The organism is Micromonospora okii, from assembly GCF_020884795.1.
Lineage (GTDB): Bacteria > Actinomycetota > Actinomycetes > Mycobacteriales > Micromonosporaceae > Micromonospora > Micromonospora okii.
This window is the reverse complement of sequence record NZ_BBZF01000027.1, coordinates 12,450-36,970: the sequence shown is the minus strand read 5'-3', so window position 1 is coordinate 36,970 and position 24,521 is coordinate 12,450. Positions and strand designations below refer to the sequence as shown.

Annotated in this window: 20 protein-coding genes; 12 read left to right on the top strand and 8 right to left on the bottom strand. The window is 74.4% G+C overall.

From position 1 onward, the window contains the following. Window positions 1–210 precede the first annotated feature (210 nt). From LPU43_RS25760 to LPU43_RS25735, 6 genes are all read left to right on the top strand, one after another. A complete protein-coding gene (locus LPU43_RS25760; protein ID WP_229403118.1) occupies window positions 211–2,172 on the top strand; it encodes a penicillin-binding transpeptidase domain-containing protein in 1,962 nt (653 codons plus the stop codon). 175 nt (window positions 2,173–2,347) lie between these two features. Continuing rightward, the gene (locus LPU43_RS25755) at window positions 2,348–2,821 is read left to right on the top strand and encodes a hypothetical protein (protein ID WP_229403117.1); all 474 of its coding nucleotides are present in this window, start codon (window positions 2,348–2,350) and stop codon (window positions 2,819–2,821) included. Continuing rightward, window positions 2,818–5,724 carry an alpha/beta hydrolase gene (locus LPU43_RS25750; RefSeq protein WP_229403116.1) on the top strand — a complete coding sequence of 969 codons (2,907 nt, stop codon included), beginning with the start codon at window positions 2,818–2,820 and terminating at the stop codon, window positions 5,722–5,724. The genes LPU43_RS25755 and LPU43_RS25750 overlap by 4 nt, the downstream gene beginning before the upstream one ends. 173 nt (window positions 5,725–5,897) lie before the next feature. Continuing rightward, window positions 5,898–6,140: a hypothetical protein gene (locus tag LPU43_RS25745; RefSeq protein WP_229403115.1), complete on the top strand. Its 243-nt coding sequence runs from the start codon at window positions 5,898–5,900 to the stop codon at window positions 6,138–6,140. After that, the gene (locus LPU43_RS25740) at window positions 6,137–6,919 is read left to right on the top strand and encodes a PhzF family phenazine biosynthesis protein (protein ID WP_229403114.1); all 783 of its coding nucleotides are present in this window, start codon (window positions 6,137–6,139) and stop codon (window positions 6,917–6,919) included. Before LPU43_RS25745 ends, LPU43_RS25740 begins: the two co-directional genes overlap by 4 nt. Next, complete coding sequence (locus LPU43_RS25735; RefSeq protein ID WP_229403113.1) at window positions 6,909–7,703, top strand: 2OG-Fe(II) oxygenase; 795 nt, start codon at window positions 6,909–6,911, stop codon at window positions 7,701–7,703. Before LPU43_RS25740 ends, LPU43_RS25735 begins: the two co-directional genes overlap by 11 nt. A gap of 59 nt (window positions 7,704–7,762) precedes the next feature. On the opposite strand, the gene LPU43_RS25730 is transcribed toward LPU43_RS25735, so the two are convergent. The 4 genes from LPU43_RS25730 to LPU43_RS25715 form a co-directional block, all read right to left on the bottom strand. Beyond that, on the bottom strand, window positions 7,763–8,839 hold the full coding sequence (locus tag LPU43_RS25730; RefSeq protein ID WP_306416176.1) for an arginase family protein: 1,077 nt from the start codon (window positions 8,837–8,839) through the stop codon (window positions 7,763–7,765). A 64-nt stretch (window positions 8,840–8,903) separates the two neighbouring features. Next, window positions 8,904–9,827, bottom strand: coding sequence for a tetratricopeptide repeat protein (locus LPU43_RS25725; protein WP_229403112.1), 924 nt, complete (start codon window positions 9,825–9,827; stop codon window positions 8,904–8,906). Window positions 9,828–9,951: 124 nt separating this feature from the next. Continuing rightward, window positions 9,952–11,640 (bottom strand): coenzyme B12-dependent isobutyryl-CoA mutase large subunit, encoded by a 1,689-nt coding sequence (gene icmA, locus LPU43_RS25720; RefSeq protein WP_229403111.1) that lies wholly within the window; start codon window positions 11,638–11,640, stop codon window positions 9,952–9,954. Window positions 11,641–11,808: 168 nt separating this feature from the next. Then, a complete protein-coding gene (locus tag LPU43_RS25715; protein ID WP_229403110.1) occupies window positions 11,809–12,594 on the bottom strand; it encodes a class I SAM-dependent methyltransferase in 786 nt (261 codons plus the stop codon). Window positions 12,595–12,642: 48 nt separating this feature from the next. On the opposite strand from LPU43_RS25715, the gene LPU43_RS25710 reads away from it, so the two are divergent. Further along, entirely contained in the window at window positions 12,643–13,200 is a 558-nt protein-coding gene (locus LPU43_RS25710) for a helix-turn-helix transcriptional regulator (protein ID WP_229403109.1), read from the top strand. A 135-nt stretch (window positions 13,201–13,335) separates the two neighbouring features. On the opposite strand, the gene LPU43_RS25705 is transcribed toward LPU43_RS25710, so the two are convergent. The 3 genes from LPU43_RS25705 to LPU43_RS25695 all read right to left on the bottom strand — a co-directional run bounded on the left by LPU43_RS25705 (window position 13,336) and on the right by LPU43_RS25695 (window position 16,099). After that, a complete protein-coding gene (locus tag LPU43_RS25705) occupies window positions 13,336–13,758 on the bottom strand; it encodes an Asp23/Gls24 family envelope stress response protein (RefSeq protein WP_229403108.1) in 423 nt (140 codons plus the stop codon). Window positions 13,759–13,842: 84 nt separating this feature from the next. Beyond that, complete coding sequence (gene meaB / locus LPU43_RS25700; protein ID WP_373321824.1) at window positions 13,843–14,778, bottom strand: methylmalonyl Co-A mutase-associated GTPase MeaB; 936 nt, start codon at window positions 14,776–14,778, stop codon at window positions 13,843–13,845. A 124-nt stretch (window positions 14,779–14,902) separates the two neighbouring features. Continuing rightward, a complete protein-coding gene (locus LPU43_RS25695) occupies window positions 14,903–16,099 on the bottom strand; it encodes an acetyl-CoA C-acetyltransferase (protein WP_229403106.1) in 1,197 nt (398 codons plus the stop codon). Window positions 16,100–16,179: 80 nt separating this feature from the next. Here LPU43_RS25695 and mce point away from each other — a divergent pair, with 80 nt between their 5' ends. The 5 genes from mce to LPU43_RS25670 all read left to right on the top strand — a co-directional run bounded on the left by mce (window position 16,180) and on the right by LPU43_RS25670 (window position 23,703). Further along, window positions 16,180–16,650 (top strand): methylmalonyl-CoA epimerase, encoded by a 471-nt coding sequence (mce, locus tag LPU43_RS25690; protein WP_229403105.1) that lies wholly within the window; start codon window positions 16,180–16,182, stop codon window positions 16,648–16,650. 357 nt (window positions 16,651–17,007) lie between these two features. Further along, complete coding sequence (gene ccrA, locus LPU43_RS25685) at window positions 17,008–18,363, top strand: crotonyl-CoA carboxylase/reductase (protein ID WP_229403189.1); 1,356 nt, start codon at window positions 17,008–17,010, stop codon at window positions 18,361–18,363. A 343-nt stretch (window positions 18,364–18,706) separates the two neighbouring features. Beyond that, window positions 18,707–19,966 (top strand): coiled-coil domain-containing protein, encoded by a 1,260-nt coding sequence (locus LPU43_RS25680; RefSeq protein ID WP_229403104.1) that lies wholly within the window; start codon window positions 18,707–18,709, stop codon window positions 19,964–19,966. 176 nt (window positions 19,967–20,142) lie between these two features. Beyond that, complete coding sequence (locus tag LPU43_RS25675) at window positions 20,143–22,356, top strand: hypothetical protein (protein WP_229403103.1); 2,214 nt, start codon at window positions 20,143–20,145, stop codon at window positions 22,354–22,356. 123 nt (window positions 22,357–22,479) lie between these two features. Continuing rightward, entirely contained in the window at window positions 22,480–23,703 is a 1,224-nt protein-coding gene (locus LPU43_RS25670; RefSeq protein ID WP_229403102.1) for an AI-2E family transporter, read from the top strand. A 14-nt stretch (window positions 23,704–23,717) separates the two neighbouring features. On the opposite strand, the gene LPU43_RS25665 is transcribed toward LPU43_RS25670, so the two are convergent. Beyond that, a complete protein-coding gene (locus LPU43_RS25665; RefSeq protein ID WP_229403101.1) occupies window positions 23,718–24,518 on the bottom strand; it encodes an alpha/beta hydrolase in 801 nt (266 codons plus the stop codon). Window positions 24,519–24,521: the final 3 nt, after the last annotated feature.

The following is a 24,521-nucleotide window of genomic DNA, read 5'->3' as shown; positions in this document are numbered from 1 at the left end:
CGGTGGACCACAGGCTGGACGTCCGGTTCGAGACATGTGCCCCTTCGCCCGTTGCACATTCACGGTCGACCGGAAGAGGAGTACCCCGAACGCGGGACGTTCATCACACCCCCGCAGGCCGACTTTCCGCACGTCGGCGCGGAGCGGGGCGGTGCGCGAAGCGGGGGCGTACTACCGTGGCGACAGCTCGCGACCGGAGGGACCGCCCGTATGCGCCTGCCGCACCCCATTCGTCACGCCCGCTTCCGGCCGCCGCTGGCGGCGCTGGCGGCCACCGTGCTGGCCGCCAGCGCGCTGGTCGCCTGCTCGGCCGACGACGGTCCGGAAGCCACCGTCGACGCCTTCCTGACAGGCTGGAAGACGGGCGACCTCCAGTCGGTGGGCCTCGTCGACCCGACCGGGGCGAAGCTCCCCGCCGCCGACGTGGCGCGGGAGATCAGGGAGCTGGCCGGTGAGCTGGCGCCCACCCCGCCGGTGCTGCGCCGCGTCGGCGACCCGAAGGTCGACGCCGACACCGCGACCGCCGGGGTGCGGGTGGAGTGGGCGCTGCCGGGCGGAGCCCGCTGGGCGTACGAGCGGCCGGTGCGGCTCACCCGGGGCGGCGACGGGTGGCGGGTGATCTGGGAGCCGCAGGTGGTGCACGAGCAGCTCACCCGGGGCGACCGGCTCGCGGTGCGCCGCGACGCCGCGCCCCGCGCCGGGGTGCTCGACGGCAAGGGCCAGCCGCTCGTGGCGCCCCGCCCGGTGGTCCGGGTCGGGCTGCAACCGAGCGAGGTCACCGACGCGAAGAAGGTGTCGCGGCAGCTCGACGCCGCGTTCCGGGCGGTCCGGCCGGCCATCACCCCGCCGGTGGACCTCTCCGACCTGCCCGAGCGCCTCCGCGAGGCGGACCCGGGTGCGTTCGTCGAGGTGGTGACGCTGCGCGAGGAGGCGTACCGGCAGATCCGGTCCCGGGTCTACGAGCTGCCCGGCACCAAGTTCCGGTCCGAGAAGCTCGACCTGGCCCCGACCCGCGAGTTCGCCCGCGCGCTGCTCGGCTCGGTGGACCAGGCCCAGGCCGACGACCTGGCCGCCCACCCCGACCGGTACCAGCGGGGCGACCTGGTCGGCCACGGCGGCCTCCAGGGCCGGTACGACGAGCGGCTGCGCGGCGCGCCGGGGCTGACCGTGTTCAGCGAGCGGCCGGGCCCGGACGGCAGCCTCGTGCCGACCGGGGCGGAGCTGTTCCGCGAGGAGCCGAAGCCCGGCCAGGCGGTGCGCACCACTCTGGACGTCGCCACCCAGAACGCGGCCGACGCCGCGCTGCGCGGCGAGAAGCGCCGCTCCGCCCTGGTGGCGGTGCGGGTCGCCGACGGCGCGGTGCTGGCCGCCGCCAACGGGCCCGGCGCGGCCGGGGAGAACCTGGCCTTCACCGCCCAGGTGCCGCCCGGCTCGACGTTCAAGATGGTCAGCGCCCTCGGCCTGCTCGACCGGGGCGCGGTGACCCTGGACGGCCCGGTCGCCTGCCCGAAGACGTTCACGGTGGACGGTCGCCCGTTCAAGAACTCGGACAACTTCGCCCTCGGCTCGGTGCCGTTCCGCACCGACTTCGCGAAGTCCTGCAACACCGCCTTCGCCGCCCTCGCCCCGAAGCTCGGCCCCGACGGCCTCGCCCAGGCCGGCCGGTCGCTCGGCCTGGGGGCGGAGTGGGACCTCGGCCTCGACGCGTTCGCCGGCAAGGTCGCCGCCAACGGTGCCCCGGCCGAGCAGGCCGCCGCCGCGTTCGGGCAGGGCACCACCGTGGTCAGCCCGCTGGCCATGGCCGCCGCCACCGCCGCCGTGGCCCGGGGCCGCTGGGAGCAGCCGAAGCTGGTCGCGGACCCGGCCCCCGCGAAGGCCGCGCCCGCCGGGCCGCAGCTCAAGCCGGAGTCGGTCGAGCCGCTGCGCACGATGATGCGCGAGGTCGTCACGAAGGGCACCGCCGGCGCGCTCAGGGACGCCCCCGGCGGCCCGGTGCACGGCAAGACCGGCACCGCCGAGTACGACAACGACCCCGCGCACACCCACTCCTGGTTCGTCGGCTGGCAGGGCGACGTGGCGTTCGCGGTCTTCGTGGAGCAGGGCGGGTCGAGCACGGCCAGCGCGGTGCCGATCAGCGAGCGCTTCCTGCGCGCCCTCGCCGCGAAGGACTGAACGGCCGATCGGTCCGGCGTTCCGTCCGCCGATTGTTTCAGCGCACGTCCCCCCGCCCGCCGGAAATCGGCGCGCGGGGGGACGTGCGCCTATGCATTAGCATCCATTCGTGTGAGCCTGCGCGTCCGATAACCGCCGGACAATGGGCCCGGCCCACGCGGAGGAGGGGTTTTCGGTGTCCCTCGAATTCTATTCGACGACGGCCCAGGTGCTGCCGGTCCTGATGCTCGCCCTGATATGGGAATCCCGTTTCCTGGAAAAACTGAGTGACGATCGACGACTGTCGCGGCGGGAGGACCCGATCGCCGGCGTGCGATTCTGGACCCGGCCCCGGGTGCGCGCGTATTCGATCTCGGTCGCCGCCGTGCTGCTCGGCGGGACGGGCGTGGCGGTGCTCGTGCTGGCCGGCGCGGTGCCGGACGCCCCGGCGGTGCGCGCGGCGCTGACCGGCTGCATGGTGCTGGCCCTCGCCACGCTGCTGACCCGCATCGTGGTGGACGTCGTCGCGGCCACCGCACGCCTCGACCCCCCGGAGCCCGCCGCGACCGCCGCGCGCCTCGACGCACCCGCCGCGCCGGCCGCCCCCGGGCCGCGACCGCAGCCCCCACGGGCCGCGCCCGACCCGGCCGCCGGGGACGGGCCACGGTGAGCGTCTCCGTCGTCTTCGTCCACGGCCTCTTCTCCTCCCGCCGGGCGTGGGCGCCGATGACCGAGCTGCTGACCGGCGACCCGGCCCTGACCCACGTGACCCTCCACCACTTCGAGTACGACTCCCGGGTCATCCAGCTCCGGCCGGACCGGCGCATCCCGCACCTCAACGACATCGCCGACCGGCTGCACACCTACCTGCGGGGCGAGTTCGACGCCGACAGCCGGGTGGTGCTGGTGACCCACAGCCAGGGCGGCCTGGTGGTCCAGCGGTTCCTGGCCCGGACGCTGGCCCGGGGCGGCGGGGCGGAGCTGGCCCCGATCCGGCGGGTGGTGATGTTCGCCTGCCCCAACTCCGGCTCCGAGTTCCTCGGCTCGCTGCGCCGGCTCACCATGCGCTGGCGCAACCCCCAGGAACGCGAGCTGCGCCCCTTGCAGGAGTCCATTATCGAGACCCACCGGGCCGTGGCCCGGGGCGTCGTCGAGGCCCGCCGGCGGGGCCCGCACGAGTGGCCGATCCCGCTCTCCACGTACGCGGGGATGTCCGACAACATCGTCCCCCCGGCGGTGGCCAACTGGACGTTCCCGCTGACGGGGGTGCTCGACGGCGACCACTTCACGGTGATCCGGCCCGCGAACCGCGACGACTCGCGGTACAAGGCGCTCAGGGCGGAGATCCTGGCGGTGAGCGAGACGCCCGGCGCGCCCGAGCAGCCGGCCGCCGACCGGGCCGAGCGGGCCGCCGGGGTCTCGGTCGAGCCGCCCGTCGGCCGGCTGGACTCGCCGCTCTACGGCCGGGAGGAGCTGATCGGCGAGATCATGTCCGGCCGGGGCGTCCTGACCGGGCAGCCGCCGGTGCACGTCCTGCACGGGCTGGCCGGCTCCGGCAAGAGCCACGTCGCGCTGGAGGTGGCCCGTCGCTTCCAGCGCGCGGGCCGGCTGGTCTGGTGGGTGCAGGCGCTGCGGCTCAGCTCGGGGATGCGGGAGGTCGCCAGCCAGCTCGGCGCGCCGGCCAGCCTGATCGACCGGGCCTGGTCCGGCGGGGCGAGCGCGACCGACCTGGTGTGGCGCTTCCTCAACGACGCCACCGTGCGCTGGGTGCTGATCATCGACAACGTCGACCAGCCCGGGCTGCTCGCGCCCGACACCGGGGAGGTCGGCGACGGCACGGGCTGGCTGCGCCCACCGGCCAGTTCGGAGAACATGGTCGTCGTCACCACCCGCGACGGCGACCCCACCCGCTGGCCGTCCTGGACGACACCGCACGCGGTGCAGCCGCTCGGCGCGGAGGACGGCGCCCTGGTCCTGCTCGACCGGGCCGGCACGGCGGCCGGTACCGCCGCCGAGGCGGGCGAGCTGTCCCGCGCCCTCGGCGGGCTGCCGCTGGCCCTGCGCGCGGTCGGCGACTACCTCAAGTCGGTGCACACCACCCGGGTGTGGCAGGGCGACCACGTGCTGCGGGACTACGGCAGCTACCGCTCCGCGCTGCACCACCGCTTCGAGCTGCCCCCGGGCGACCGGGGTGCCGACCTCGACGAGCCGCGCGGGCTGGAGATGATCCGGCAGGTCTTCGACATCTCGCTGGACCTCCTCGCCGGGCGCGGGCTCACCCAGGCGGGCAACCTGCTGCGGGTCCTCGCCTGCCTCAACGTGGCCCCGGTGCCGTACCACGTGGTCCTGAACCAGGAGGCGCTCGTCCGCTCGCCGCTGTTCACCGAGCTGACCGGCCAGCAGCGGCTGACCGTGCTGGAGGGGCTCGCCGGCCTGGCCATGATCGAGCCGTACGAGATGACCGACATCCGGGCGGAGAACCGGGACTTCCGCCATGTGCTCACGCTGCACCCGCTGGTGCACGGCATGATGCGCAACCACCCGGACATCCGCCGGCGCGGGCCGGAGTACTACAGCCTGATCATGGAGATGCTGACCGCCGCCGTCCGGGGCCGCGACCCGGACGCTCCGGACGCCTGGCAGGGCTGGGACCTGCTGGCCCCGCACACCGTCGGCGCAGTGCGCGACTACCTGCTGGCCAGCGGCATCCGCTACGACCGCCGGGCCGTCCGCGCGGCGCTCGAACTGGGCCGGTTGACCGCCCGCTACCTGCTCGCCACCGGCCTGACGGTGATCGCCGAGGAGCTGCTCGCGCCGGTGGTCGCGGCCTGCGGGTCGTACGGCTTCGACCCCGGCGAGCGGGAGTTGCTGGCGCTGCGGCACGAGCTGGCCCGCAGCGCGCTGGAGCAGCACCGCCCGGCCCAGGCCGAGAAGCTCCTGCGCGGGGTCATCGAGGGGCGGGAGGCGGTGCTCGGCGCGAACGACGCCGACACCCTGGCCAGCCGGCACAAGCTGGCCCGGGCGATCATGGCGCAGAACCGCTGGGCCGAGGCCGAGGCCGAGCTGCGGGCCATCGTGGAGGCCGAGCGGGAGGTGCGGGGGCCGGAGCACTCCGACACGATGGTCGTCCGGCATAGCCTGGCCCGCGCCGTCCTGCTGCAACGGCGGACGGAGGAGGCCGAGGCGATGCTGCGCGAGGTGCTCGCGGTGCGGCTGCGGCTCTGGGCGCCGGACGACCCGGAGACCCTCTTCGTGCGGCAGAGCCTGGGCCGCTGCCTCTACGAACTCGACCGCCTGGAGGAGGCCGACCGGGAGGTGCGCAACGCGCTCGACACGGTGCGGCCGGAGCAGCGGGACCGGGACCGCACCCAGGTGCTGTGGCTGCGCTGGACCTGGACCCAGGTGCTGCTCGCCCAGGGGCGGACCGCGCAGGCCCGCGCGGAGCTGTCCCGGCTCTGGCAGGACCGCCGCCGGGTGCTCGGCGAGGCCCACCCGGAGACGCTGGAGACCGAGGCGACGCTGCGCAAGCTGCCCGCTCCGCGCGTCGCGGCGGGCGACGAGGATGAGGATTGAGGAAAGGCGCGCGGGTCGCTGCGGGAATGGCGCAAGCACCCGCCGGTGTCGGATGAATGCCATCCCACCGACCGCCGTCGGCGCATAATCCGACCAGTCGACCGTTGCCCGCGGTCATCGAGCACCGCCACGCTGGTATCACGTTTCCACGTCGACGCGACCCGGGGGGCACCATGTCCACAGGCGAGAACGGGGCATTCACCGATGCGCCGCTGCTGATCGTTCCGAATCCCGTCGCGGGCCCGGTTCCGACGGAGCACCTCGGGTGGGAGACGGAGCTGGCCCGACAGATCGCCCGGGAGATGTCGGACGCGTACGAGTCGACCCTGGAACTGAACCCGGGCCTGCACGCGGTCGGCGCGCCCCGGGCGGCCGGCTGGGCGTCGGTCGACGGGCCGGGCGGCTCGGGCCGATGACGGCCCCGGGTGCGCGGGCCTTCGTGGTCGACGCCTTCACCGACGCCCCGTTCCGGGGCAACCCCGCCGGGGTGGTCCTGCTCGACGAGGAGCGGGACGCGGAGTGGATGCAGGCGGTGGCGACCGAGATGCGCCACTCCGAGACCGCGTTCGTCCGGCCCGCCGGGGACGGCGGCTGGCACCTGCGCTGGTTCACCCCCGCCGTCGAGGTGGACCTCTGCGGGCACGCCACCCTCGCCACCGCCCACGTGCTCGGCGGGACCAGCTCGTTCGAGACCCGCAGCGGGCGGCTGACGTGCACGGTCACAGACGACGGCTGGATCGAGATGGACTTCCCGGCCGATCCGCCCACCCCGGTCGACGCGCCGGACGGGCTGGCGGCGGCGCTCGGCGGGACGCCCGTGGTCGCGGTGGCCCGTGGCGTGTCCGACCTGCTGGTGGAGGTGCCCGGCCCGGACGACGTGCGCGGCGTGCGCCCCGACCTCGCGGCGCTCGCCCGGATACCCGTGCGCGGCGTGATCGTCACCGCGTACGACGACGCCGGGGACCGCGTGGTCAGCCGGTGCTTCTACCCGGCGGTGGGCGTGCCGGAGGACCCGGTCACCGGCTCCGCCCACTGCACGCTGGCGAGCTGGTGGTCGGCCCGGCGACAGGCCGACGACCTCCTCGCCGCGCAGCTCTCCCCGCGCGGCGGGACGCTGCGCCTCTCCCGGCGGGGCGACCGGGTCCGGCTGGCCGGGCAGGCGGTCACGGTCTGGGAGGGCCGCCTTGCGGTCTGAGCCGGTCGCCGGCCTGCGCCACGCCGACGAGCTGACCACGGCCACCCTGCTCGACCTGGCCGAGGGCGTCGTCGACGCCATCTGGGTCCGGGCCTTCCACCCCGCTGAGGAGTGCCGCGCCGCGCTGCCCCCGATCATCGAGGCGTGCGAGCGGGCCAGCTACACGCTGACCGACGACTTCCAGAGCATCGGCACCTCGATGGGGGAGGCGGCGGAGTCGGCGGAGAACCGGCGGCGCTACCTGCGCACCGCCGCCGCCACCTGCGAGCTGATCCGGGGCCGCATCTTCGCCGGCCGGCTCTCCCCGCTCGACCGGCTGCGGCTGGTCCTCGACGAGCTCTGGCCGGCCGGCGCGACCGTGGCCCGCCACGAGGGCGCGATGCTGCTGCCCGGGATCATCCGGCGGTGGCCGGCGGGCGGGCACGCGAACCCGCACATCGACCAGCGGGACGTGCCCCTGCTGGCCGGGTACGGGCTGCGGCGGCGGATCGGCACGAACGTGTACCTGGAGGTGCCCCCGCCGGAGGACGGCGGCCACGTCGACTTCTGGGGCGTGTACCGCGACGAGCGGTCGTACGACGCCGAGCGGCGCGCCGACTACGGCCTCGACCGGGACGCCCTGGGCGAGCCCGTCTGGTCCTGCCGGCCGGGCCAGGGCGACCTGCTGATGTTCGACGCGGCGCGGGTGCACGGCGTCCGGCGGGTGGAGCGGGGCGCCCGGGTCACCGCGGCCTGCTTCGTCGGCGTCCGCACCGCGACGCAGCCCTTGGTCCTGTTCGCCTGACCGCCGCCGGCCCCGGCGCGCGAAGACAGGCGGGTCCGGTGGTCAGGCGATTTCGGGGGTCAGGCGATCTCGGGGGCGGGCCGCGAGGCGTCCGGCGCGTCGGCCCGGCCGGGCGGAAGCCCCCCGCCGTCCGGAGCGGCCCCGCCGCCCGACGCCCCGCCCCCGGGGCGCGGCGCGGACGCGAGGGGGGCGGCCGGGAACAGGCGGGGCCGGGGCGCGGCCGGGGCGGTCACCGGGGCCAGCCCGGCCACGACCGTGTTGACGATCTCGGCGGCGTACACCCCGTCGGGGTCGTAGTCCGGGTCGAAGACGGTCAGCTCGACGCCGAGGCAGTGCGGGGTGTCCACCAGCCCGCCGAGCAGGATCTCCAGCTCGGCGAAGGCGATCCCGCCCGGGTCCGGGGCGTCCACCGCCGGCATCACCGCCGGGTCGAGCACGTCCACGTCGATGTGCACCCAGTACCCGGCGCAGTCGGCCAGCTCCTCCCGCGCCCACTGGGCGGTGCGGGCGGCCCCCTCGGCGCGCAGCGCCGGCACCGGCCGGGTCGTGATCCCGGCGGCCTGGAGGTCCAGGCGGTACTCGTCCTGGGCGCGGATGCCGAGGACCACCACGTCGACGTCCCGGAAGTACGGCCGCCGCCCCTCGATCGCGGCCAGGTCGGCCTGCCCGCGCCCGGTCACCAGGGCCAGGTCCTCCCCCGCCGCCGCCCCCACGTACGAGGCGTTGCCGGGGTGCCGGAAGTCGGAGTGGCCGTCGACGAAGACGAGCCCGATCCGCCCGCCGACCGCCTCGCCGAGGCGGTGCATGGCCAGCGCGGAGCCGAGCAGGATCGAGCAGTCCCCGCCGAGCACCAGCGGGAACTCCCCCCGGTCGATGACCGCCCCGATCCGGTCGGCCAGCGCGGCCGAGTACCCGGCGATCTCGGGGGCGTGGCAGACCCCGTCGCCGGGACGCCAGTCGCCCGGGTCGTACCGGGGCGGGGTGAGGCAGCCGGCGTCGCGGGCCCGCAGCCGGGGCACGAGGCCCTGGTCGCGCAGCGCCCCCGGGGCCTTGGCGCAGCCGGGGACGGCGGTGGGGGTGGGCGGGCGCAGCCCGAGGTTGGACGGCGCGTCGAGGACGGCGATCCGGCGCATCATGGGCTCCCGTCCTCGTGGTCGGGCGGGCCGGCGAACGCCGGCCCGCGCTGGCGTGCGGCGGAACTCAGAACAGGGCGCTGGCCAGGGCCCGGCGGGCGGAGGCGACGGCGGGGTCGTCCGGCCCGGCGACGGTGAAGAGGCCGACGAGGTGCTGGCGTGCCCTCTCCCGGTCCTCGCCGGAGGTGCGGCGGACCAGGCCGACGAGGCGCTGGTACGCCTGCTCGGCCATGCCGCTGAGCACCTCGACGTCGGCGGCGAGGAGCTGGGCGGCCACGTCGTCGGGGTCGGCGTCGGCGGCGGCCAGCGCCGCGCCCGGGTCAGCCCCGGCGACCCGGCGGGCGAGGCCGACCTGGGCCAGCCCGGCCTCGGCGGCGGCGTCCGCCGGCGACTCGGCCAGGATCTTCCGGTACGCGCGCTCGGCGGCGTCCAGGTCGCCGCTCATCAGGGCGTCGTCGGCCTCGTCGAGGCGCGGGTCCTCCGGCTCGGCGACGCTGACCCCGCCGGCCTTGAGCACGGCGCCGATCCACTGCCGCAACTGGGCCTCGGGGACCACCCCGGAGAACGCGTCGACCGGCCGCCCGCCGACGACCGCGTAGACGGTGGGGATGCCCTGGACCTGGAACATCTGGGCGATGCGGGGGTTGTCCTGGACGTCGACCCGGGCCAGCGCCCACGCGCCGCCACCCTCGACCGCCAGCCGCTCCAGCACCGGCGCGAACTCGTCGCTCTCCGGGTAGCCGGCCGCGCCGAAGAAGACCACGACGGGCATGGCCATGGAGCGTTCGAGCACCTCGGACTGGAGGGTCGCCTCTGTCACGTCGAGCACGGCGGCGCTGCCGCCGGGGGCGCCGCCACCGGGCAGGCCGGACGGTGAACCGGCCTGGGCCGGGGTGCTGGAACGGGTGGAGGCCGGTGCGGTGCCGCGCAGTGCGCTGAGGTCGACCGCGCCGCGGGTGAAGATCGACGAGGTGATCCGTGGGTCGCTCATGGTTACCTAGTCTCGCACGCCCGCCGCCCAACTCAGATCAACCGCGACGGCGACAAATGTGACTCTCGCGGCTGGTCACCGGGCGTGTCGCCGCACCCCCACCGAGGGTGCGGCGACCACCCGTTCAGAAGCGGGCCGGCTCGCGGTAGACGCCCCACTCGGCGCGCAGCGCGTCGCAGATCTCGCCGAGGGTGGCCTCGGCGCGCACGGCGTCGAGCATGGCCGGGATCATGTTCTCCCCGGTGCGGCTGACCTCGACCATCCGCGCCACGGCCGCCGTGACCGCCGCGTCGTCCCGGGCCGCCTTGCGCTCGGCCAGCATCCGGCGCTGTTCCAGCTCCACCTCGTGCGAGATACGCAGGATCTCCAGGTCCTTGGCGACGGTGCCGGTGTGGCAGTTGACCCCCACGATCCTCTTCTCGCCCTTCTCCAGCGCCTGCTGGTAGACGAAGGCCGACTCGGCGATGTGGCCGGTGAACCAGCCGTCCTCGATGCCGCGCAGGATGCCCGAGGTCATCGGGCCGATCTTGTGCGGGCCGTCGCCGCCGAGCTGCCGGATCCGCGCGAAGATCTCCTCCGCCTCGGCCTCGATCCGGTCGGTGAGCGCCTCGACGTACCAGGAGCCGCCGAGCGGGTCGGCCACGTTGACGACGCCCGTCTCCTCCATCAGCACCTGCTGGGTGCGCAGGGCGATCTCGGCGGACTCGTCGGTGGGCAGGGCCAGGGTCTCGTCGAGGGCGTTGGTGTGCAGCGAGTTGGTGCCGCCGAGCACCGCCGCGAGCGCCTCGACGGCGGTGCGGACCACGTTGTTGACCGGCTGCTGGGCGGTCAGCGACACCCCGGCGGTCTGGGTGTGGAACCGCAGCCAGAGCGCCTTCTCGCTGGTCGCGCCGTAGACGTCGCGCAGCCAGCGGGCCCAGATCCGGCGGGCGGCCCGGAACTTGGCGATCTCCTCGAAGAAGTCCACGTGCGAGTCGAAGAAGAAGCTGAGCCCGGGGGCGAAGACGTTCACGTCCAGGCCGCGCGACAGCCCCAGCTCGACGTAGCCGAAGCCGTCGGCGAGGGTGTACGCCAGCTCCTGCGCGGCGGTCGAGCCCGCCTCGCGGATGTGGTACCCGGAGACCGACAGCGGCTTGTACCGGGGGATCTGCTGGGCGCAGTACTCCATCAGGTCGCCGATCAGGCGCAGGTGCGGCTCGGGGTCGAACAGCCACTCCTTCTGCGCGATGTACTCCTTGAAGATGTCCGTCTGGAGGGTGCCGTCCAGGGTGGACAGGTCGGCGCCCTGCCGCTCGGCGGCGACCAGGTACATGCAGAACACCGGCACGGCCGGGCCCGAGATGGTCATCGAGGTGGTGACGCCGGCCAGGTCGATGCCGTCGAAGAGCACCTCCATGTCGGCGGCCGAGTCCACCGCCACGCCGCAGTGACCGACCTCGCCGAGCGACTGCGCGTCGTCGGAGTCGCGGCCCATCAGGGTGGGCATGTCGAACGCGACGGAGAGCCCGCCGCCGCCCGCGCCGAGGATCATCTTGTAGCGCTCGTTGGTCTGCCGGGCGTTGCCGAAGCCGGCGAACTGCCGGATGGTCCAGGTCCGCCCCCGGTAGCCGGTCGGGTGCAACCCCCGGGTGTACGGGAACTCGCCCGGCCAGCCGATCCGCTCGAACCCGGGGTACGCGACGCCCTCCGGCGGGCCGTAGACCGGGTCGACGGGCATCCCGGAGAGCGTGGTGAAGTCGGCGTCCCGCTTGCGCGCGGCGTCGTAGCGGGCCTGCCAGCGGTCCCGTCCGGCGGCGATCTCGTCGGCGTTCATGCGCGGGGCTCCTCCTCGGGTCCTCGTCATCAGGACCGAGTGTAGAGCCCGATCCTGAACGATCGATAAGGAAACCTGTACCGTCCGGTAACCGGCTCCGGGCGCACCCGGCAGCAGGGGCGCCCGGAGACGGTGGCCTCGGTGGCCGAAGAGAGCGGGGACGTGCGGTCAGCGGCGGGCCAGCCAGACCGTTCGCTCGGTGCGGACGCCGAGGTCGTCGCGGTCGGCCAGACCCGCGACGATCGCGTCCAGTGCGGCGAGGTCGGCCTCCGACAGCCGGTCCGTCAGTCCGTGCCGCATCCGAGCCAGCGAGAGCTGGGCGTAGCGCGTGGCGGCGGCGGGCAGCGGCGGGCGCAGGTCGATGTCGAAGTGCCGCTCGATCACCGACGCGAACCCGGCCCGGGTCGCCCGGTCACCCCAGTTCTCGTGCATGTGCATGCCCGCCTCGTGTCGGCGCTCCGCCGCTGCGGCATGGCCGCGCAGCTCCACGTCCTCGCCCGCTGTGCCGGCGAGGTAGCGCGGGAACGACTTCAGCTCGGCGATCACCAGCAGCCCGCCCGGCCGCAGCGCCCCGTACGCCGACGCGAGCGCCGTCGCGGGGTGGGCCAGGTGGTGCATCGAGGCGGCAGCCCAGATCACGTCGGTCGGCCCGAAATCGGGCCAGGGCTGGTCAAGGTCGGCCTCGACCGTCTGGATCCGGTCGCCCAGCCCGGCAGCGGCGGCCCGGCCGCGCAGGTGGGCCAGCATCTCCGGGGACATGTCGACCGCGGTGACCGTGGCGCCGGGTAGTTGCCGGGCCAGTGCCAGAGAGGCGGTGCCGCTGCCGGCACCCAGGTCGACGATGCGGGGACGATCGACAGCCTCGCGGCCGACCCAGCCGATCACCTCGCGGAAGTAGTCGCTGAGGACCTCGGCGTCCAGGTCGAGCAACTCGATCATGTGGTCGTGTGCCATACCGGCGACAGTAGCCAGCTCTTGCTGGATCGGCATAGCATATTGCGTATGAAGCAAGACGCGGATCTGGAGGCCCTGGTCCGGCGGCGAATCCGCAGCCTGCGCATGGCGCGCGGCTGGTCGTTGGAGGAGCTGGCCGGCCGCTGTCTGATCAGCCCGTCCACGCTCAGCCGGATCGAGACCGGTCACCGGCGCATCGCCCTGGACCAGATCGCCACGATCGCCCGGGTGCTGGGCACCACGCTCGACCGGCTGGTCGAGTCCGACGCCGACGACGACGTGGTGATCCGCCCGCACCGCAACGACGAACGCGGCATCACCACGTGGCTGCTGTCCCGCGACAGCAACCAGACCGTCAGCAAGATGCGGGTCACCCGAGGCGTGCCGGCCGACCTGCGGGTGCATCCGGGGCGCGACTGGTTCACCGTGCTCTCCGGCACGATCGAGCTGCGCCTCGGCGAGCGCACGATCCTCGTCGGCACGAACGAGGCGGCCGAGTTCTCCACCCTGGTCCCGCACGCGTTCGGCGCGCACGGCGGCCCGGCCGAGATCCTATGCATCCTCGACCACGAGGGCGAACGCAGTCACCTGGGCCCGGAGCACTGATTCAGGGGTAGCAACACCCAGTCGATCCGGGGTCCACGCAATGTCGGCGACATTGGACCTTCGGCCCGTCTCAGGCCACCCCATGTCGCCGGCATGCAGCCGATCACGATCGGCTGCCAGCCGCCCAACACTGACTCAGGCGAGCGGCCCGGCCGGTACGACGGGATCGCCCAACGCCACGTCGTCCACCCGGATATTGATCTCGTCGACCCGCAGTCCGTACGCCTCGACAGCCTTGGTGACCGCCGCCCGGACCTCCTGGGTCACCTGCGGCACCGGCCGGCCCGCCTCGATGACGAGGACCAGGTTGACCACCGCCGCGCCATTGGTAACGTGCGCCGAGCAGCCGCGCCGGGCGTCGCCCACCTGGTCCAGCCCGACCTTGTCGAGCACGGCATTGAAGAACCGGGCCACGTCGCCGCCGAGCTCCGCCACCCCGGGCACCGACTTCACGGCGGCCACCGCGATCTTCTCCACCACCTCGTCCGAGACGTGGGTGGTCCCGCCCGCCACCGCATCCGGCGTCACCGACAGCTCGCGCGTCGCCTCGTCGCCCATCGCTCTCCCCCAGTACGCAAGCACCGCCCCACGGCTGCCGTGAAGCGGTGCGAGCGTACTCGTCGTAGATCCAGGTTGGACAGGTCAGGAGCCGATCTGCGACAGCAGCTCGGCGGAGGCGGCGTACGGGTCGAGCGCCCCCGAGGCCACCTTCGCGGCGAGCGCCGGCAGCTCCGTACCGTCGCGCAGCGAACCGATCCGGGCGCGCAGCACGCCCAGGGTGATCGCCTCGATCTCGGCGGCGGCCCGCGCCTCCCGGCGGCGGCGCAGCTCGTCGTGGCGCTCCAGCCAGTCGCGGTGCTTGTCGATCGCGGCGGCGACGTCGTCGATCCCCTCGCCCCGCGCGGCGACGGAGCGGACCACCTGCGGTCGCCACTCGCCGGGGCCGCGCTCACCCAGGGCGATCATGCCCTGGATGTCGCGCACGGTGGCGTCGACGCCGTCCCGGTCGGCCTTGTTGACCACGAACACGTCGGCGATCTCCAGGATGCCGGCCTTGACCGCCTGGATCGCGTCGCCCATGCCGGGGGCGAGCAGCACCAGCGTGGTGTCGGCCAGCGAGGCGACCTCCACCTCGGCCTGCCCGACGCCGACGGTCTCCACCAGCACCACGTCGCAGCCGGCGCCCTCCAGCACCCGCACCGCCTGCGGGGTGGCCGCCGACAGCCCGCCGAGGTGGCCCCGGCTGGACATCGACCGGATGTAGACGCCCGGGTCCGTCGCGTGGTCCTGCATCCGCACCCGGTCGCCGAGGATCGCCCCGCCCGTGAACGGGCTGGACGGGTCGACGGCCAGCACCCCGACCCGGTGCCCACGCGCGCGCAGCGCCCGGACCAGCTCGTTGGTGGTGGTGGACTTGCCCACCCCGGGCGAGCCGGTCAGCCCGACCACCTGCGCCCGACCGGCGTACGGGGCCAGCGCCGCCGCGACGCGCGGCAGCACCTCGTCGCCGGACTCGACCAGGGTGATCAGCCGGGCCACGGCGCGGGGGTCACCCGCGCGGGCCCGCTCCACCAGCATCGGCACGTCCCGGCTGCGACGCACCGACGGCGCGCCCCCGGCCGGGCCCGGCCCGACGGCTTCGCTCACTCTTCGACCTTCGTTCGCGACTGCGGGGCTCGCACACCCCGCTCACTCCTCGCGCTCACTGGTTCTCGCCCGCGCTGGGGACGTGGATGATCAACGCGTCGCCCTGGCCGCCGCCGCCGCACAGCGCCGCCGCGCCGGTGCCGCCGCCGCGCCGCTTGAGCTCCAGCGCGAGGGTGAGCACCAGCCGCGCGCCCGACATGCCGATCGGGTGGCCGAGCGCGATCGCGCCGCCGTTGACGTTCACCCTGTCCGGGCTGACGCCCAGGTCGCGGGTGGACTGGATGCCGACTGCGGCGAACGCCTCGTTGATCTCGATGAGGTCCAGGTCCTCGACGCCGAGGCCGCCCTTCTTCAGGGCGTGGTTGATCGCGTTCGAGGGCTGCGAGTGCAGGGAGTTGTCCGGGCCCGCCACGTTGCCGTGCGCGCCGACCTCCGCCAGCCAGGTCAGCCCCAGCTCCTTGGCCTTGGCCTTGCTCATCACGACCACGGCGGCGGCGCCGTCGGAGATCGGCGAGGCGCTGCCGGCGGTGATGGTGCCGTCCTTCGCGAACGCCGGGCGCAGCCGGCCCAGCGACTCGACCGTGGTGTCTGGGCGGATGCCCTCGTCCTCGCTGATCACCAGCGGGTCGCCCTTGCGCTGCGGGATGATCACCGGGGTGATCTCGTCGGCGAAGCGGCCGTCCTTCTGCGCGGCGGCGGCCCGCTGGTGGCTGGCGGCGGCGAACGCGTCCTGCTCCTCGCGGGTGATGCCGTGCCGCGCGCCGTGCCGCTCGGTGGACTCGCCCATGGAGCAGCAGTCCCAGGCGTCGGTGAGCCCGTCGAGCGCCATGTGGTCCTTCACGGTCACGTCGCCGTACTTGTAGCCGGAGCGCTGGCCGAGCAGCAGGTGCGGGGCGTTGGTCATCGACTCCATGCCGCCGGCCACCACGATGTCGAACTCGCCGGCCCGGATGAGCTGGTCGGCCAGGGCGATGGCGTCCAGGCCGGAGAGGCAGACCTTGTTGATGGTCAGCGCCGGGGTGGACATCGGGATGCCCGCCTCGACGGCGGCCTGCCGGGCGGGGATCTGGCCGGCGCCGGCCTGGAGCACCTGCCCCATGATCACGTACTGCACCTGCTCGGGCGCCACCCCGGCGCGCTCCAGCGCGGCCTTGATGGCGACGCCGCCGAGCCTGGTCGCGGGGAGGTCCTTGAGGTTGCCGAGCAGGCGACCCATCGGGGTCCGCGCGCCGCTGACGATCACCGAAGCCATTGCCTGCCTCCGAGGGGGGATGCCGAGCTGTACACCTTAACGATTGTTCGGTTACCGGGGTGTTCGGTCAGACTAACTCCATGACTGACGACTCCCCCGCCGAGGCCGCTGCCGACTTTCTCACAGACGTCGGCCTGCTCCGCATCGACCACGTCGGGATCGCCGTGACCGACCTGGACGCGGCGATCGACTTCCACGAGCGCACCTTCGGGATGCGCTGCGTGCACATCGAGACCAACACCGAGCAGGGCGTGCGGGAGGCGATGCTGGCCGTCGGCCCGACCGCCGAGGGCGGTCGCGTGCAACTGCTCGCCCCGCTGACCCCCGAGTCGGCCATCGCCAAGTTCCTCGACCGCCGGGGGCCGGGAATCCAGCAGGTGGCGTACACCGTCGCGGACGTGGACGCCGCCTGCGCCGCCCTGCGCGAGCGCGGCCTGCGGCTGCTCTACGAGACCCCCCGGCGGGGCACCGCGAACTCCCGGATCAACTTCGTCCACCCCAAGGACGCCGGCGGCGTGCTGGTGGAACTCGTCGAGCCGGCCCGGGACTGAACGACCTCCGTCGACGCACGATCGACCCGATGTCGGCGACAGCGCGGCACCCAGCGGGCGGGACACCCCCGGGTCGCCGACACGGCGTCGATCGATACGGCGAGCGCGCCGCTGCGCGGTGGAGCGACCCTACGGGCAGCTCCACGCATCGGCCGATGCGGTTTTTCACAGAGCCCTTCCCGCCCTAGCTACCGTTCAGTAACGTCCGCCCCCAACAAGGGCTCGGCCTGCGCCGGACGCGTCGCGCGTCGGCACGACCGTCGATGCGTACCGCGCCCGCGAGGGCGGGTGACCGGACGCTTCGGCGGGCGCACCCGCCGGGCCGCGGCGTGGCGCGGACGAAGGGGAGGGCACATGGTGCAGGACATCCTCGAAGCGATCATGGCGGCGGAGGGCTCGGAGCAGCCCGGACGGGAACTCGCCGGCCTCGCCGGCCTGCCCGTGCCCGAGAGCTACCGGGGCGTGGTGGTGCGGGCCGAGGAGACCCGGATGTTCGAGGGCCTGGCCGCCCGCGACAAGGACCCGCGCACGTCGCTGCACGTCCAGGAGGTGCCGACCCCCGAGCTGGGGCCCGGCGAGGCGCTGATCGCCGTGATGGCCAGCGCGATCAACTACAACACCGTCTGGACCAGCATCTTCGAGCCGGTGTCGACGTTCCGGTTCCTCCGGCGGTACGGCCGGCTCTCGGCGCTGACCGCCCGGCACGACCTGCCGTACCACGTGGTCGGTTCGGACGCGGCCGGCGTGGTGCTGCGCACCGGGCCCGGGGTGACGAAGTGGTCCCCCGGCGACGAGGTCGTGGCGCACTGCCTGTCGGTGGAGCTGGAGGACGCCCCCGGCCACGACGACACCATGCTCGACCCGCAGCAGCGGATCTGGGGCTTCGAGACCAACTTCGGCGGGCTGGCCGAGCTGGCCGTGGTCAAGGCCAACCAGCTCATGCCCAAGCCCCGCCACCTGTCCTGGGAGGAGGCGGCCAGCCCGGGGCTGGTCAACTCCACCGCGTACCGGCAGCTCGTCTCGCACCACGGGGCGAACATGAAGCAGGGCGACGTGGTGCTGATCTGGGGCGCCTCCGGCGGGCTCGGCGGATACGCCACCCAGATGGCGCTCAACGGCGGCGCGATCCCGGTCTGCGTGGTGTCCTCTCCCGACAAGGCCGAGCTGTGCCGCCGCATGGGCGCGGAGCTGGTCATCGACCGGGCCGCCGAGGGGTTCCGGTTCTGGTCCGACGAGCACACCCAGGACCCGGACGAGTGGCGGCGCTTCGGCGAGCGCATCCGGGAGCTGACCGGCGGCGAGGACCCGGACATCGTCTTCGAGCACCCCGGCCGGGAGACCTTCGGCGCGAGCGTCTACGTCGCCAAGCGCGGCGGCACGATCGTCACCTGCGCCTCGACCAGCGGTTTCCAGCACCAGTACGACAACCGCTACCTGTGGATGCACCTCAAGCGGATCGTCGGCAGCCACTTCGCCAACTACCACGAGGCGTGGCAGGCCAACCGGCTCGTGGCGCTCGGCCAGATCCACCCGACCGTGTCCCGGACCTACCCGCTGGAGCAGACCGGCCAGGCCGCGTACGAGGTGCACCGCAACCTGCACCAGGGCAAGGTCGGGGTGCGCTGCCTCGCCCCCACCGACGGCCTCGGCGTGCGCGACGCCGAGCTGCGCTCCCGGCACGAGGACGCCATCAACAGGTTCCGGGGCCGGTGACCCGTCCCGCCCGGCCGCGTCACCCGAACGGCGGCGCGGCCCGGCGGCCGGGGCAGGCCCGCACGGCCATTGCGGTGGTCGGCGCATTGCACTTTCCACCGGCCCGCCAGACCGCCGTTTCGCGCGATACCGCTACGGGTCGACAAAGGGTCGCGGGTCACACCCGAGGCACTTTTCCCGCCGGCCCGCCGCCCGTCCGGCGGCCGGATCACCCCGCCCGGGAGCTGCCAAGATCGCTGTCCGTCCGGCCGGGGTGACGGTGGCCTGTTGACCATGTAAAGAGGACACGAAAGCCCCGTACCGCTCTTGCGAAGCACCCCGGGGGGTCTGCGAGTATGTCCCAATGCCCCAGCAGCAGCCCTCCCCTCTCGCGTTCTTCGATAACGCGAACTCGCAGCCAGATTTCACCGTTGGCCTGCGCGGATACAACGTCGGGCAGGTCGACGACTTCATCGGCCGGCTGACCGCAGCGCTGACGCAGTCCGAGCAGGCCCGCGCCGAGGCCGAGCAGCGGATGAACGACGCCCAGCGTCGGCTCCGCCAGGCCGAGCAGCGCCAGACCGCGCTGGAGCAGAAGCTCGCCGAGACCAACAAGCAGCTCGAGGAGAACAGCCGGCCGACCCTCTCCGGGCTCGGCACGCGCGTCGAGCAGATCCTGCGGCTGGCCGAGGAGCAGGCCAACGACCACCGCAACGAGGCCAAGCGCGAGTCCGAGGGCATCCTCTCCGCGGCCCGCCTGGAGGCCCGCGAGATCACCGACAAGGCCCGCGCCGAGGCCGCCGCGATGAAGGCCACCGCCGAGCGCGAGGCCGGCAGCGTCCGCACCGCCGCCGAGCGGGAGGCCGCCGAGGTCCGCGTGCAGGCCCGCCGGGAGGCCGACACCCTGCGCACCGACGCCGAGCGGGAGACCAAGCAGCTCCGCACCGTCACCGCGCACGAGGTCGCCGAGCTGAAGTCGACCGTCGAGCGGGAGGTCGCCACGCTGCGCGCCACCGCCGAGCGGGAGATCACCCAGCAGCGGGCGAAGGCCGCGCGGGAGGCCGAGGAGAAGCGCGCCGAGGCGACCAAGCTGCTCACCGACGCCCGCGACAAGCGCGACAAGGACCTGCAGGCCCTGGAGCTCCAGCTCGCCGAGCGGCGCGAGAAGGCCGAGCGCGAGGAGTCCGAGCGGCACGCCGCCCAGGTGGCGCAGACCCAGAAGCTGGTCGGCGAGGCCGAGCAGCGGGCCCGGGGCGCCCAGGAACGGGCCAAGGAGATCGAGCAGCGCGCCGAGGCCCGCCGGGTCGAGTCCGAGCGCACCGCCAACGAGACCGTCGAGAAGGCCAAGTCGCTGGCCGAGAAGACCCTCAACGAGGCCAAGGCCGAGGCGAAGCGGCTGCTCACCGAGGCCCGCACCGAGGCCGACCTGACCACCCAGGCCGCCCGCCGCGAGGTCGAGGACCTGACCCGCCAGAAGGACGCCGTCACCTCGCAGCTCGGCCAGATGCTCTCCGGCCTCGCCGGCATCGTGCCGGGCGTGCCGTCGGCGCCGGCCCAGGCCAAGCCGGAGCCGGCCAAGACCGACGCCAAGGACGAGCGGGCGACCGCGGAGCCCGCCGGCTGACCCACCGACGGCCGGGGCACGGACACGGCGCGGGGTGACACCGGGTGACCGGTGGGACCCCGCGCCGTATCCGTTTCCCACCCACTGACACGGGGGTCGGCGACACCCGTGAAGTAGCTCCCATCCGGGGCGTCCGTATCGCCCCAGCCGGAGCGGATGCGTGTGAGGATGAGGGCATGTCGCACGGCGAGGAACTGTTCGCGCTCGGGGGGGACGTGACCACGGAGCCCAGCTTCGAGTCCGCGCTCCGGGGGTACGAGAAACGACAGGTCGACCGGTACGTCGCTCGCGCCGAGCACGAGATCGCGACACTGGCGGCCGAGCGGGAACAGGCGTACACACAGATCCACAAGCTGGCCGGCCAGGTCGAGGTGCTGCAACGCGACCTGGCCCAGGTGCGCAAGCATGCCGGCGTGGTGGACCGGGCCTCGTTCCGGCACCTCGGCCCGCGCGTCGAGCAGATCCTCGCCCTCGCCGAGGAGCAGGCCGACGACATCCTGGCCGCCGCGAGCGAGGAGATAGAGGCCCGGCGGGCCGCCGCCGAGCACATCGTCGCCGAGGCCAAGGAGCAGGCCGCCCACGCGCTCAAGGACTTCGAGATCGCCCTGGCCGCCCGGCGCGCCGAGGAGGAGCGGCACACCGCCGCCCGCCGTGCCGAGGCGGACGCCACGCTGAAGGCCGCCCAGGAGGAGTCGGCCCGGTTCCGCGAGGCCGCCCGGCAGGAGGCCGAGCGGCTCCGCGAGGCCGCCAAGGAGGCCCTCGCGAAGGCCCAGCAGGAGGCCACCCAGCTCCGGGACGCCGCCAAGGAGATCCACACGCGGGCTCAGCAGGAGGCGACCAAGCTCCGCGAGGCGGCCAAGGAGGCCCTGGCCAAGGCCCAGCAGGAGGCCACCCAGCTCCGGGACGCCGCCAAGGAGGTGCACGCCAAGGCCCAGCAGGAGGCGAAGCGGCTCACCGACTCCGCCACCGAGGCCGGCCGCGCCACCCACGCCAAGGCGTTGCAGGAGGCCAAGCGGATCACCGACGAGGCCGAGGAGGCGGCGAAGGGCACCCGCGACCGGGCCCGGCAGGAGGCCGAGCGGCTCACCACGCAGGCCACCGAGTCCAGCAAGCGCCAGCGCGCCGAGACCGAGGCGTACGTGCAGCGGATGCGCGCCGAGACCGAGGCGTACGTGCAGCAGTCGCGGGCGCAGACCCAGCAGGAACTGGGCGCCTGGCGGGCCGGCGTGGAGAAGGAGGTCAACGACCGGCGGGAGGCCGCCGACCGGGAGCTGGCCCAGCGCAAGGCCGCCGCCGAGCGGGGGTACGCCGAGCGCCGCGACGAGCTGGACACCCAGCACATTGCCCGGCAGGCCGAACTGGAGGAGCAGTACACCGCCCGGCGGGCGGAGATCGAGGAGGGCGCGGCGGAGATCCGGCGCGCCGCCGAGCAGGACGCCCTGACGATGCGCCGCCGCGCCGAGGAGGAGGCCGCCGAGCTGCTGAGCCGGGCCGAGGCCGACGCGACCGACAAGCGCCGCCGGGCCGACGAGCACGTCGCCACGTCCCGCCGCCAGTTCGAGGAGTACGCGGCCACCACCCAGCAGCACCTCGCCACGACCCAGCAGCACCTCGCGGCCACCCAGCAGGAGGTGGCCGCCGGCCGCCAACAGTTGGCCCAGGTGATGCTGGACATCGCCCAGGCCCAGCAGCAGCTCGCCGACCTGCGGCAGGAGACCTGGCAGTCCCGGCAGGAGTCCGACGAACTCCAGGGACAACTACTCGACCTGCGGCAGCAGCTCGCGGGCGCGCGCCTGTCGGCCCCGACCCCGGCCGCCACCGCAGACGGGGCGGGCCTCGCGAAGGCCCTCGACGGCGCGGGCCCGGCGAAGGCGGTGGACGGCGCGGGTTCTGCGCCGGCGCTCGACGGGGCGGGCCCCGCCAAGGGTGCCAGCGGCGCGGTCCCGGTCAAGGCCACGAACGGGGTGGCCCCGATCAGGGCGACCAACGGGGCGGACCCGGCCGCCGACGGGGACGGCCCGGGGCTGCCGGGCGGCAGGCCGGCGAAGCCCGGGGTCGCGCCGGTGAAGGCCGCGACCGTCAAGGCGACGGCCGACGCGGGCGCGGCGAAGATTGCGCCCGCCGAGGGGGCGGCGAAGGTGACGCCCGCCGAGGGCGCGGGGCCGGCCCCGGCCCGCCCCGTGGCCGAGCCGGTCACCACGGTCGACGGTTCGGCGGCGAGCGCCGGGGTGGACGGCGAGCCCACGGTGGCGGCCGTGCCGGGCGAGGGCGGCCGGGGGGCCACCCCCACGAAGATCACCAGTACCGGCGAGAACGGCAAGCGGCCGAGCAAGCCGACCACCGACGAGCGCAGCGCGAAGCCGAGCAAGGTGCGCGTCGAGTCCGAGTGAGGCGGGCGGCCCGTCCGGGCCGCCCACTCCCCCTCGGCCGGCGTCCGGCCCCGGCCACGCCCGCCGCCCGCACGGGGGGCGGTGGCGGGCGGCCGGCGAGGCGGAACCCGCGGAGGAGGTCCGGTGACCCAGGACGGGCCGGCGGCCGGCGACGGCCCCGGCGACGCGCCGGAGGCCGGCGACCGGCCGCCCGACGAGACACGGGCCAGTGGCGACCGGTCCGGCGGAGGACGGGCCACCGGCGGTCGGCCCGACCAGGCACGGGCCGACGGCGACCGGCCCGACGACGCGGGGAGCGGCGGGCGGTTCGGTGAGCCGGGGCGGCCCCTGCGCCGCAGCAGCTTCCTGGTCGGCTTCACCGGCGCGCTCGGCGTGCTGCTGGCGTACGCCGTCTTCCTGGGGGTGCGCAACGCGGCCGGCATCCTGGTGCTGGTGGTCATCGCGCTCTTCCTGGCCGTGGGGCTCAACCCGGCGGTGGTCCGGCTGCGCTCGTGGGGCCTGCCGAACGGGCTGGCCGTGGCGGTCGTGGCGCTCTCCGTGCTGCTGCTGATCGTCGGCGGGCTGGTCGCGCTGGTGCCGCCCGTGGTCACCCAGTCCGGGCAGTTCCTCGCGCACCTACCCAGCTACGTGGAGGAGCTGCGGCGCAACGAGACCGTCAACGACCTCGTCGTGCGGTTCAAGGTGGCGGAGAAGGTCCAGGCCGCGGCGAACGCCGACACGATCGGGCGGGCGCTGGGCGGCGTGCTCGGCGGGGCCCAGTTGGTCTTCGGCACCCTCTTCCGGGTGCTGACCGTGCTGGTGCTCACGATCTACTTCCTGGCGTACTTCGACCGGCTGCGCCGCCTCGGGTACGCGCTGGTCCCCCGCTCCCGCCGGGAGCGGGTGCGGCTCATCGGCGACGAGATCCTCACCCGGGTGGGCGCGTACCTGGTCGGCGCGCTGAGCATCGCCGTGCTGGCCGGCACGGCGACCTTCCTGTTCGCCCTCGCCGTCGGCCTGCCGTACCCGTTCGCGCTGGCCGTGGTGGTCGCGGTGACCGACCTGATCCCGCAGATCGGCGCGACGCTGGGCGCGGTGGTGGTGAGCCTCGTCGGCGTCGCCACGGCCCTGCCGGTCGGCATCGCCTGCGTCGTGTTCTTCGTGATCTACCAGCAGGTGGAGAACTACCTGGTCTACCCGAAGATCATGCGCCGGGCGGTCGAGGTCAACGAGGTGGCCGCCCTGCTCGCCGCGCTGCTCGGCGCGTCGCTGCTGGGCGTGGTGGGCGCGCTGATCGCGATCCCGACGGTGGCCGCCTTCCAGTTGATCCTGCGCGAGGTGGTCCTGCCCCGCCAGAATTCCCGCTGACCCGGCCCCGGTCGCTAGTCGACGCTCGGACCCGGCCTCGGGGTGTCGGCGAACGCGGCCACGGTCCGGTCGGCGTACGCGCTGGCATCGCCGGTCTCCATCGGCCCGTCCCAGGTGCGCGGCAGGGGCAGCGAGGCGGCCGGGTCGACCCGGCGGACGATCTCGTCGAGCACGGTCTCGGCGTCGCCGACCCACAGGTGCTTCGCGCCGGGCACCCCGACCACCTCGGCCTGCGGCACCACCGCGAACCGCTCGCGGGCCTCGTCGGGGCGCAGGTAGTCGTCGAACTCGGGCACGAGGGCGGTCAGCGGCTTGCCCGACTCCGCCCAGCGGGTGAGGTCGTCGGGGTGGGAGTAGCGCAGCGGCGGGGAGAGCAGGATCGCCCCGGCCACCGCCGGGTCGCAGCCGTACTTCAGCGCCAGGTCGGTGCCGAACGACCAGCCGACCAGCCAGACGTTCGGCAGCTCGGCGAACTCGGCGTACTCGATGGCGGCGGCCACGTCGAAGCGCTCGCCGACCGCGTTGTCGAACGCGCCCTCGCTGGTGCCGCGCAGGCTGCTCGTGCCCCGGGTGTTGAACCGCAGCACGGCCAGGCCGGCCAGCGCCGGCAGCCGCCAGGCCGCCTTGCGGTAGACGTGGCTGTCCATCATCCCGCCGTGGGTGGGCAGCGGGTGCAGGCAGACGAGCGTGCCGACCGGTTCCCGGTCGACCGGGCGGGCCAGCTCACCGACGAGGCGCAGGCCGTCCGCGGTGTGCAGCTCGATGTCCTCGCGGTGCCCGGGCAGGATCGACGACGCACGGATCGGGGTGCTCACCGC